The organism is Georgenia sp. G2120, from assembly GCF_055326485.1.
Genome location: NZ_JBUZNL010000019.1, coordinates 40,978 through 50,166 on the forward strand (window position 1 = coordinate 40,978; position 9,189 = coordinate 50,166).

A 9,189-nucleotide genomic window follows, 5' to 3' on the forward strand; every position below is an offset into this window, starting at 1 on the left:
TCGCGCAGGCCCTGCGCGCGGTCAGAGGATCGCGTCGGGCTCCTCGGGAAGGATCTGACCGCCGTCGACGATGATCGTCTGACCCGTGATGTACGCGGCCTCGTCGGAGGCGAGGAACACTGCCGCGGCCCCGATGTCCTTCGGGTCGCCGAGCCGGTGCATGGGGATCGAGCGCGACATCGCGGCGAGGTACTCCTCGCCCTGGGCCTTGAGCCCCTCGGACAGGACGTTGCCCGGCAGGACGGCGTTGACCGTGATGCCGTCCTTCGCGTACTCGAGCGCCGCGCTCCGCATGAAGCCCTGCTGGCCGGCCTTGCTCGCGCCGTAGTGCGCCCAGCCCGGGTAGCCGGTGATCGACCCGGTGATCGAGGAGGTGATGACGAGGCGGCCGTGGCCCTGGGTGCGCATCTGGGCGAGGGCCGGCTGCGTGGCGAGGAACGTGCCCTTGAGGTTGACCGAGTGCATGGTGTCCCACTGCTCCTCGGTCATGTCGGCGATCGACGCCTGCGGGAAGATCCCCGTGTTCGAGCAGAAGATGTCGAGCCGGCCGTGCTGCTCGACCACCCGGTTGACGAGCGCGCGGCACTTCTCGGCGTCGGTGACGTCGACGTGCTCGGCGCTCGCGCCGATCTCCTCGGCCGTCGCGCGGGCCTTCGCGTCGTCGATGTCGGCCACGACGACCGTGGCCCCGGCCTCGACGAGCCGCTCGGCGATGCCGCGTCCGATCCCGGAGGCACCCCCGGTGACGATCGCGATCTTGTCGGTGAGCGTGAACATGGCGGACCTCCGGTCGTCGAGCGGGTCGAGAGTGCTGTCGCCCTCTCAACCTATCGACGACCGACGTCGTCGCCCAGGCCCTTGGTCGCAGGCGCGGGGCGGGTGGCCGGGTGGCCGGGTGGCCGTGCTGTACGGGGAACGCCCTCAGTCCTCGGGCAGCGGGAACACGTCGAGGTAGACGCGGACCCGGCGGGTCTCGGCGTCGTTGCCCTGTGCCTCCGCGTTCTCCCGTCGGTCCTTCGCCGCCGTGACGTGCTCGTGGAGCACGGTCATGAGCGCGTCGCGCAGGTCGCGCATCTCGTCGAGGGTGAGCGAGGAGGTGATGGTCGAGTTCGTGGTCGCCGTCTGCCACGGCAGGGGCTCCGACTCGCTGCGCGCGTACCAGTCGGCGAGCTGGCGGGCGCGTCCCGCGACCTGGTTGCTCAGCACCGCCTCGACAGCGGGTCTCGTGCCGGCGTCCTGCGCGAGCTCGAACCCGTCCATCCGGAACCCGACCGACCTCCACCAGCGCTCGCGGCCGCTGCCCCGGCCCGGGTCCTCGGTGACGAACCCGTGCCGCTCGAGCTGGCGGAGGTGGTAGCTGGTCTGCCCGGTGCTCTCGCCGGTGTGCCGGGCGAGCATCGTCGCCGTCGCCGCCTCGTGATCGACGAGGTAGTCGTACATCGCCATCCGCAGGGGGTGGGCGAAGGCCTTCATCGCGCGCGCGTCGATCGCGGGGGCGAAGAACTCGGGCTCGTCGGGGTCGCGGGAGTCCGTCGGGGGGTTGTGCGTCGCCATATGCAGAGATACCTTTGCAGAGAGAACTTTGCATTGATCCTTCTGCACCGACTCTAGGGGAGACCGCCATGACCACGCCCACCGCACCCACGTCCGGTGTCGAGGACGCCCCGACCGTCCGGGAACCCCTCGGCCGGCGATTCGGCGTCCACCTCACGGGCGTCGGCTTCGCCAACCTGGCCGACGGGTTCGTCCTCGTCGGTGTCCCGCTCGTCGCCGTCACCCTCACGCGCTCGCCGGGGCAGATCTCGCTCATCCAGGCGGCGTTCTGGCTCCCGTGGCTGCTGCTCGGCATCGTCGCGGGAGTGGTCGTCGACCGGATGGACCGCCGGCACGTCCAGCTCCTCGGCATGGTCGTCCGCGTGGCCGTCATGGCAGGGCTGGCCGCGCTGGCCGCCACCGACCGGCTGACGATGCCCGTACTGATCGCCGGGGTCGGGCTCTACGGCGTCACCCAGGTCTTCGTCGACCTGGCCGGGTCCTCGATCGTCCCGCAGCTCGTCCCGCGCTCGCGGCTGTCCGCCGCCAACGGGCGCGTGATGGGGCTCGAGCAGGTCGGCACCAACTTTCTCGGTGCCCCGCTCGCCGGGCTCCTCGTCGCGATCGGCAGCGGATGGGTGTTCGGCGTACCGGCCGCGCTCGGCGTCGCCTTCCTCCTCGTCATCGGCCTCGGCATGCGCGGCAGCTACCGGGCGCAGCGGTCCGAGCCTGCCGCGACGAGGCTCCAGGAGGTGCTCGAGGGCATGCGGTTCCAGGTCCGCCACCCCGTGCTCCGGCCGCTGCTCATCGGCAACTCTCTCCTCAACTTCGCCAACACCGCCTACTTCTCGGTCGTCGTGCTGTGGGCGGTGGGTGAGGAGTCGCGGGTCGGGCTCGAGCCGGAGCAGTACGCGCTGCTCGGTGCGCTCCTCGCCGTCGGCGCCGTCCTCGGCGCGATGCTCGCCGAGCGGCTCGTGGCCCGGCTGCGGGAGGTGCCGCTTCTCGTCGGCAGCTGGCTCGTGTGCTTCTCGCTGCTCATCGTCCCGGTGATCGCCCCCAACCCCTGGGCCATGGCCGGCGCTCTCACGCTCATCGGGATGACCAACATGATCGGCAACGTGGTGTCGCGGACGATGCGCCAGCGGCTCGTCCCGCGCGACAAGCTCGGACGGGTCGGCGGCGCCGGCGGCATGATCGGGTACGGACTCATGCCCCTCGGGGCGCTGACCGCGGGCCTGGTCGGCGAGCTGTGGGGGCTGCCGACGGTGTTCGTCGGAGCCGTCGTGGTCTGCCTCGCCACGGTCGCCTACGTGGCCACCCGGATCAGCACCCGGCTCGTCACCGAGCACGAGATCGAGCACGACGACGCCGCCGCGGCGTGACCGTGCGCCGCTCGCGAGGCGGCGGCGCGGGGCGGCGGTGGCCACGCCGGCGGCGCGGGTCGGGCCGGCCGACCGGTGGTACGGCATCGGTGATGCGGGTCGGTGCCGGACGGGGACTACCGGCGGCGCAGCAGCAGGACTCCGTCCTCGAGCTCCGCGGGCTCGCCGTCCGGAGAGGTGGCGGCCCGGGTCCTCGTCTCGGCGAGCACGACCTCCCATTCGTCGCCGAGATCGAGCTCCGCGAGCTCCTCCGCGGGCGACGGCATGTCGTGGAGGTGCCCCTCCGGACCCGCCCACGGGGGAGGGGCCGCGTGGGTGACGGCGAGCAGGTGCCCGCCGGGTGCGACGGCGTCGGCCACCCGCCGCAGGATCTGCGTCCGGGGGAGCTCGACGCTCGAGTGGAGGAAGCTCGCGGTGACGAGGTCGTACGGCCCTTCCGGGGTCCACGTGGCGAGGTCCGCGACGTCGAACCGCACCGCGTCCTCGTCCAGCCCGAGCTCGCTCGCCGCGGCTCTCGCGCGACCCACGGCGACGGACGAGATGTCGACCCCGGTCGTGCGCCAGCCCTGCCGGGCCAGCCAGATCGCGTCGGCGCCCTCCCCGCAGCCGAGGTCGAGGGCGTTGCCGCGCGGCAGGTCGGCGGCGACGTCCGCCGTCGTCGCGTTGGGCCGGCCCGACCACATCCGCTCGGACTCCCCGTAGCGGCCCTCCCAGTACGCCGTCGGGTCCTGGTCCGGATCGACGCTCGCGTGGCCGCCGGGTGCGGCGTCGTCGTGCGCGTGGTCGTGCCCGTGCGGGCGCGGGGAGGGCGCGGTCATGCCGGGGACGCTACCGGTGCGCCGGGTCAGCCCGTCACGTGCCGCACGACCCGGGCGGGTGAGCCCACGACCACGGCGCCGGCCGGGACGTCGCGGGTGACCACGGAGGCCGCGCCGACCACGGCGTCGTCGCCGATCGTCACGCCCGGGAGGATCGTCGCGCGCGACCCGATCCACACGTTGGTCCCGATGACGACCGGGGCCGGCTTCATGTCGCCCCGGCGGGCCGGGTCGAGGTCGTGGTTGAGCGTCGCGATGATCGTGTCGTGGCCGATGAGGCAGTCGTCGCCGATGGTGATGCCGCCCTGGTCCTGGAACCGGCAGCCGGCGTTGATGAACACCCGCCGGCCGAGCCGGATGTTCCGACCGAAGTCGGTGCTGAACGGCGGGAACATCTGGACCGACGCGTCGACCGGGCGTCCCGTGAGCTCGGTGAGGAGCTCGCGGACCCGGTCCGGGGCGTTGTACCGGCCGTTGAGCTCGGCCGTGATCCGCAGCGCCGCCTGGCTCGCGGCGTGCATCGCCTCGTGCAGCGGCGAGTCGGACGGGATCGTGCGGCCGGAGTCGAGCTCGGCCAGGAGAGCGTCGAGGCTCATGCGGGGTCCTGTCGTCGAGGGGCGGCGGGCTGGCGCCGGCTCAGAACGTGAGCATGGCCTTGATCGCGCGGCGCTCGTCCATCGCACGGTAGCCCTCGGCCGCCTGGTCGAGCGGCAGGGTGAGGTCGAAGACCACGCCCGGGTCGATCTCGTCAGACATCACGAGGTCGACCAGCTCGGGCAGGTAGCGGCGCACGGGCGCCGGGCCGCCGTGGAGGTGGACGCCGGACAGGAACAGGGCGGCGCCGTCGAGCTCGACGCCGTGGCTCACGCCGACATAGCCGACGTGACCGCCCGGCCGGGTCGAGCTGATGGCCTGCATCATCGACTCCTGCGTGCCGACCGCCTCGATCGTCGAGTGCGCGCCGTAGCCGCCGGTGAGCTCCTTGACGCGTGCGACGCCGTCCTCGCCCCGTTCCTCGACGACGTCCGTGGCGCCGAGCCGCGTGGCGAGCGCCTGCCGGTCGGCGTGGCGGGACATCGCGATGATCCGCTCGGCGCCGAACCGCCTCGCGGCGAGGATCCCGAGGAGCCCGACGGCGCCGTCGCCGACGACCGCGACGGTCGTCCCCGGCCCGACGGCGGCCGCGTCGGCGGCGAACCAGCCGGTGCCCAGCACGTCGGAGGCCGCGAGCAGGCCGCGGGTCTGCGCCTCGGTGGGGGTGCCGGGGATCGTGACGAGTGTGCCGTCGGCGTGCGGGATCCGGGCGAGCTCGGACTGGGTGCCGATCGAGGCCATGAAGACGTGCTCGATGCAGCGCGACTGGTAGCCGGCGGCGCAGATCTCGCACGTGTTGTCCGACGCGACGAACGAGCCGACGACCCGGTCGCCGACGGCGAGGTCACGTACGTCCGCCCCGATCTCCTCGACGACGCCGACGTACTCGTGCCCCATCCGGGTCGGCCCGCCGATCTCCTCGAGCCCTCGGTAGGGCCACAGGTCCGAGCCGCACACGCAGGCGGCGGTGACGCGGATGATCGCGTCGGTGGGGTCGACGATCTCGGGGTCGTCGACCGTGTCGACCCGGACGTCACCGGGGGCGTGGAGGACGACGGCGCGCATGCTGGCTCCTTCGGTCGGGGGAGGTGGAGGTCGCCCGAGTGCAACCTCGGTCGTTGCCGAGCGGGACCGCGTGCGGGAGGGACCCTGTGCTCACTCGTCGCGGCGGGCGAGCGCCCGGCGGATCAGGACATAGATGACGAGTGCGATGACCGCGACGACGACGAGCCGCGCGAGGAAGGCGATGGCCTGGAAGACGAAGCCCACCAGCCACCACGCCACGACCACGGCGCCGATGACGATGAGCACCGTGGCGAGCGTGCTCCGTCCCTGCATGGCACCAGTCTCGCATTCGCGGGAGGAGACCGCGAGGGTCGGTGCAGCGGGTGCAGCGGATGCAGCGGGTGCAGCCCGTGCGTCAGGTGCCGGGCCGCTCCCGCCGTCGGACGCGGGTCGACGCGACGTGCCACCATGCCGGGCATGGCCACGGTGACGCGGGAGGAGCAGCGCCTGCGGGACATCGTCGCCATGCGCCGGGTGCGCGACCGCATCGACCGTGAGTACGCCCGCCCCCTCGACCTGGAGGCGCTCGCGCGTGGCGCTCACATGTCGGCGGGCCATCTCAGCCGCGAGTTCCGCCGCATCTTCGGCGAGCCGCCGTACTCCTACCTCATGACACGCCGGATCGAACGCGCGATGACGCTGCTCCGGCGCGGCGACCGCAGCGTCACCGAGGTGTGCTTCGAGGTCGGCTTCACCTCGCTGGGCACCTTCAGCACGCGGTTCACCGAGCTGGTCGGGGTGCCGCCGAGCGTGTACCGGAAGGACCACGGCGCGGCCGGCGCCGGGATCCTGCCGTGCCTCGCGCGGCAGGTCATGCGACCGATCAGGAATCGAGAAGCGAGCACCGAGATCGCGCCCCTAGCGTGACCGCCATGGATCTCACCATCGCCCTGGCCTTCCTCCCGCACACCGACGCCGACGCGGCGCTCGGCTTCTACCGCGACACCCTCGGGTTCGAGGTCCGCAAGGACGTCGGCTACGAGGGCATGCGCTGGATCACCGTCGGCCCGCCCGACCAGCCCGGGACCTCGATCCTCCTCCACCCGCCGGCGCTCGACCCGGGTCTGACGGACGAGGAGCGGGCCACCGTCCACACGCTCATCGCCAAGGGCGCCTACACTGCGCTGACCCTGGCGAGCCAGGACCTCGACGGCGTGTTCGAGGCCCTCGTGGCCGCCGGCGCGGACGTGGTCCAGGAACCGACCGACCAGGACTACGGCATCCGCGACGGTGCGGTGCGCGACCCGGCCGGCAACCTGCTCCGGATCAACCAGCTCTGAGCCGTCGTCGGGCCCTGCCCGCCCAGGCTGTGGCCGCCCCGCCGTCGCCGGCGGGGCGGCCGATCACCGTCAGGCGTGCGCCGCGGCCTCCTGCTCGGCCGCCCATGCCGCCACCCGCCGGGCGCTCTCCTCCTCGGAGAGGTCCTCGACCCGGCTCATGATGGTCCAGCGCACCCCGAACGGGTCGATGATCGAGGCGTACCTGTCGCCGGAGACGAACGTGGCCAGCGGCTCGCGGACCCGGGCGCCTGCGGCCTCGGCGCGCGCGACGACCGCGTCCGCGTCGGCGCAGAAGAGACCGAGCGAGTAGCAGGCGGCGTCGCCGTCGGGCGGCGGGACCAGGCCGTACTCGGGGTTGGGCTCGCCGATCTGGAGGCGGCCGTCGCCGAGGTCGAGCTCGGCGTGGACGACGACGCCGCCCATCTCGGTGACGTCGACGACGCGCGCCCCGAGCACGTCCCGGTAGAACTCGACGGCCTCGACGGCGCGGGGCACGGCGAGGAAAGGTGTGAGGCTCGTCGAGCCGTGCGGGACACCGTCCGTCGTGTGCTCGCCGGTCACCCCGGTGCGGGGTGCGTCGTCGTCGGAGGTCGTGGTGGGTGTGGTGGTCGTCGTGGCCGTGGTCTGCTCGGTGGTCATGGTTCGACGCTAGGTTCGACGTCGAGAGTGCGGCTTGGAGATTCGCGACGACGTCGGAGGCGGGGCGAGATGGCCGATCTGGCGGACGGCCGCGGGATTCTCTACCCGGCGCGGCTCCCGACGTTCCACCGCGCGGCGGTGCCGTCGGATCTCGCCGACCGTGTGCGCTGGTTCTGGGTGCCGCGCTGGCGCCTCGATGCCGGACGCGTCTCCCGGCAGCGCATCCTGCCGTTCCCCGCGTCGAACCTCGTGGTTGGACCGGACGGCGTCACGCTCTCCGGTCCGACGACGGGGGTTTCGCACCGCGACCTCGTCGCGACCGGCTGGGCGGTGGGCGCGCTGCTACGGCCCGCCGGGATCGCGGCTCTCACGGACGAGCCGCGCGACCTGCGCGACTCCGAGGTCGTGCTGGACCTGGACGGACGGGGACTGGGTGGGCTGCACGCCGCGGTCGCAGGGGCGATGTCCGACCCGGACGAGAATGCCGGTCGGGACCGGGCCGTGGCGGCGTTCGCCGACTGGGCGCGCGTCCGTCTGACGGTCCCCGATGCCGCGGGGACGGCCGCGAACGCGATGGAGGATCTCGTCGCGACCGATCCCGAGGTGGTGCGGGTCGAACAGGTTGCGCAGAGATTGGGGCTCTCCGTGCGCGCGGTGCAGCGGTTGGCGCGCCGGTACGTGGGTCTGGCGCCGCTCGCGATCGTGCGCCGCTACCGCCTGCAGGAGGCGGCCCGGCGCCTGCGGGAGGAGCCGGGCCTCGGTATCGCGGACGTCGCGGCCGACCTCGGGTACGCCGACCACGCGCACCTCAGCTCCGACTTCCGCACGGTCCTCGGCCTCACGCCGAGCGAGTACCGACGGCCCGATGCCGATGCCGATGCCGATGCCGATGCCGTTGCTGAAGTCGTTCCTGGCGAGTGAGCGGCCTTCCTCCTCACAAGTGAGCGGGATTCTGCTCGCCGGCGTTGAACCGCAGTCTCGACACGGCATGTGCACCAACCGCAGTCTCGACGTGCACGAACCGCAGGGCGGTTTCAAGTGGTTGTTGCAACGAGTAGGTCGTTGAGTCGTTTCGCTGGAGTCTGCCAGCCCAGTGTCATGCGTGGTCGTGTGTTGAGTTCGCGGGCGACGGCGTCGAGGTCGCGCTGGGCGTAGGTGCGGAAGTCGGTACTCGAGCGGGGAAAGTACTGCCGCAGCAGGCCGTTGGTGTTCTCGTTCGAGCCTCGCTGCCAGGGCGAGTGCGGGTCGCAGAAGAAGACCCGGCAGTCTGTCGCCAGCGTGAAGTGGGCGTGCTTGGCCATCTCAGCGCCCTGATCCCAGGTCAGAGTCGCGGCCAGCTCGGCCGGCAGGCGGCCCATCGTCTCGATCAGCACGTCGATCACCTGCTCGGAGACCCTGCTCTCCGGTAGAGCGCCGAGCATGACGTACCGCGTGGAACGCTCGACCAGGGTGATGATCGCCGACGCGCTACGCGCACCGATGATCAGGTCACCTTCCCAGTGCCCGGGCACGGCCCGGTCTTCGACCTCGGCCGGCCGGGTGCTGATGTTCAGGCCATGGGTCCAGGCCTTGCCCGAGTGTGCCGCCCGCGCGAGGCGGGACTGGGGGCGCCGCCTGGTCCGCCCGGTACGGAGTGCGACCTGGCGTGCGATCTCGCTGCGCAGCCCGCCACGAGCTTGGTAGTAGATCGCTTGGTAGATCGTCTCGTGGGACACCCATCGCTCCGGCCGGTCGGGATACTCCTGACGAAGCCAGTGTGCGATCTGCTGCGGAGACCACCGCTGTTCGAGCTTGTCCCGCACCAGGGGCCATAGCCGGCCGCGACCCGAGGTCACCCCGCGGCGGCGATCGCCGGTCAACTTGCCGGGCCTGGGCCTG

Annotated in this window: 12 protein-coding genes; 4 read left to right on the forward strand and 8 right to left on the reverse strand. The window is 72.4% G+C overall.

The window, feature by feature from the left end; all coding sequences use genetic code 11:
• Window positions 1-21: 21 nt before the first annotated feature.
• Window positions 22-777 carry a 3-oxoacyl-ACP reductase FabG gene (fabG, locus tag ACZLMO_RS15725; RefSeq protein WP_425715002.1) on the reverse strand — a complete coding sequence of 252 codons (756 nt, stop codon included), beginning with the start codon at window positions 775-777 and terminating at the stop codon, window positions 22-24.
• 144 nt (window positions 778-921) lie between these two features.
• Window positions 922-1,554: an ArsR/SmtB family transcription factor gene (locus ACZLMO_RS15730; RefSeq protein WP_425715001.1), complete on the reverse strand. Its 633-nt coding sequence runs from the start codon at window positions 1,552-1,554 to the stop codon at window positions 922-924.
• A gap of 68 nt (window positions 1,555-1,622) precedes the next feature.
• On the opposite strand from ACZLMO_RS15730, the gene ACZLMO_RS15735 reads away from it, so the two are divergent.
• A complete protein-coding gene (locus ACZLMO_RS15735; RefSeq protein ID WP_425715000.1) occupies window positions 1,623-2,915 on the forward strand; it encodes an MFS transporter in 1,293 nt (430 codons plus the stop codon).
• Between the two features lie 116 nt (window positions 2,916-3,031).
• Here ACZLMO_RS15735 and ACZLMO_RS15740 read toward each other — a convergent pair whose 3' ends face one another.
• The 4 genes from ACZLMO_RS15740 to ACZLMO_RS15755 all read right to left on the reverse strand — a co-directional run bounded on the left by ACZLMO_RS15740 (window position 3,032) and on the right by ACZLMO_RS15755 (window position 5,665).
• Window positions 3,032-3,733 carry a class I SAM-dependent methyltransferase gene (locus ACZLMO_RS15740; protein ID WP_425714998.1) on the reverse strand — a complete coding sequence of 234 codons (702 nt, stop codon included), beginning with the start codon at window positions 3,731-3,733 and terminating at the stop codon, window positions 3,032-3,034.
• A 26-nt stretch (window positions 3,734-3,759) separates the two neighbouring features.
• On the reverse strand, window positions 3,760-4,329 hold the full coding sequence (locus ACZLMO_RS15745; RefSeq protein WP_425714997.1) for a DapH/DapD/GlmU-related protein: 570 nt from the start codon (window positions 4,327-4,329) through the stop codon (window positions 3,760-3,762).
• A gap of 40 nt (window positions 4,330-4,369) precedes the next feature.
• Window positions 4,370-5,392: a zinc-dependent alcohol dehydrogenase family protein gene (locus ACZLMO_RS15750; RefSeq protein WP_425714996.1), complete on the reverse strand. Its 1,023-nt coding sequence runs from the start codon at window positions 5,390-5,392 to the stop codon at window positions 4,370-4,372.
• A gap of 90 nt (window positions 5,393-5,482) precedes the next feature.
• A complete protein-coding gene (locus ACZLMO_RS15755) occupies window positions 5,483-5,665 on the reverse strand; it encodes a hypothetical protein (protein WP_425714995.1) in 183 nt (60 codons plus the stop codon).
• Between the two features lie 144 nt (window positions 5,666-5,809).
• Between ACZLMO_RS15755 and ACZLMO_RS15760 the strand changes: the two genes are divergently transcribed.
• The gene (locus tag ACZLMO_RS15760) at window positions 5,810-6,259 is read left to right on the forward strand and encodes a helix-turn-helix transcriptional regulator (protein WP_425714994.1); all 450 of its coding nucleotides are present in this window, start codon (window positions 5,810-5,812) and stop codon (window positions 6,257-6,259) included.
• 5 nt (window positions 6,260-6,264) lie between these two features.
• Complete coding sequence (locus tag ACZLMO_RS15765; RefSeq protein WP_425714993.1) at window positions 6,265-6,672, forward strand: VOC family protein; 408 nt, start codon at window positions 6,265-6,267, stop codon at window positions 6,670-6,672.
• A gap of 69 nt (window positions 6,673-6,741) precedes the next feature.
• Here the strand turns inward: ACZLMO_RS15765 and ACZLMO_RS15770 are convergent, their stop codons facing one another.
• Window positions 6,742-7,311 (reverse strand): VOC family protein, encoded by a 570-nt coding sequence (locus tag ACZLMO_RS15770; RefSeq protein ID WP_425714992.1) that lies wholly within the window; start codon window positions 7,309-7,311, stop codon window positions 6,742-6,744.
• 69 nt (window positions 7,312-7,380) lie between these two features.
• Here ACZLMO_RS15770 and ACZLMO_RS15775 point away from each other — a divergent pair, with 69 nt between their 5' ends.
• Window positions 7,381-8,232 (forward strand): AraC family transcriptional regulator, encoded by an 852-nt coding sequence (locus ACZLMO_RS15775; protein ID WP_463654278.1) that lies wholly within the window; start codon window positions 7,381-7,383, stop codon window positions 8,230-8,232.
• Window positions 8,233-8,345: 113 nt separating this feature from the next.
• Here ACZLMO_RS15775 and ACZLMO_RS15780 read toward each other — a convergent pair.
• Window positions 8,346-9,189: IS30 family transposase (locus ACZLMO_RS15780; RefSeq protein ID WP_463654279.1), on the reverse strand; the 844-nt coding region annotated here is incomplete at its 5' end.

Excerpts from the sequence above, each read along its gene's own strand:
- fabG (WP_425715002.1), bottom strand. The coding sequence starts at position 777 with ATGTTCACGCTCACCGACAAGATCGCGATCGTCACCGGGGGTGCCTCC.
- ACZLMO_RS15730 (WP_425715001.1), bottom strand. The coding sequence starts at position 1,554 with ATGGCGACGCACAACCCCCCGACGGACTCCCGCGACCCCGACGAGCCC.
- ACZLMO_RS15735 (WP_425715000.1), top strand. The coding sequence starts at position 1,623 with ATGACCACGCCCACCGCACCCACGTCCGGTGTCGAGGACGCCCCGACC.
- ACZLMO_RS15740 (WP_425714998.1), bottom strand. The coding sequence starts at position 3,733 with ATGACCGCGCCCTCCCCGCGCCCGCACGGGCACGACCACGCGCACGAC.
- ACZLMO_RS15745 (WP_425714997.1), bottom strand. The coding sequence starts at position 4,329 with ATGAGCCTCGACGCTCTCCTGGCCGAGCTCGACTCCGGCCGCACGATC.
- ACZLMO_RS15750 (WP_425714996.1), bottom strand. The coding sequence starts at position 5,392 with ATGCGCGCCGTCGTCCTCCACGCCCCCGGTGACGTCCGGGTCGACACG.
- ACZLMO_RS15755 (WP_425714995.1), bottom strand. The coding sequence starts at position 5,665 with ATGCAGGGACGGAGCACGCTCGCCACGGTGCTCATCGTCATCGGCGCC.
- ACZLMO_RS15760 (WP_425714994.1), top strand. The coding sequence starts at position 5,810 with ATGGCCACGGTGACGCGGGAGGAGCAGCGCCTGCGGGACATCGTCGCC.
- ACZLMO_RS15765 (WP_425714993.1), top strand. The coding sequence starts at position 6,265 with ATGGATCTCACCATCGCCCTGGCCTTCCTCCCGCACACCGACGCCGAC.
- ACZLMO_RS15770 (WP_425714992.1), bottom strand. The coding sequence starts at position 7,311 with ATGACCACCGAGCAGACCACGGCCACGACGACCACCACACCCACCACG.
- ACZLMO_RS15775 (WP_463654278.1), top strand. The coding sequence starts at position 7,381 with ATGGCCGATCTGGCGGACGGCCGCGGGATTCTCTACCCGGCGCGGCTC.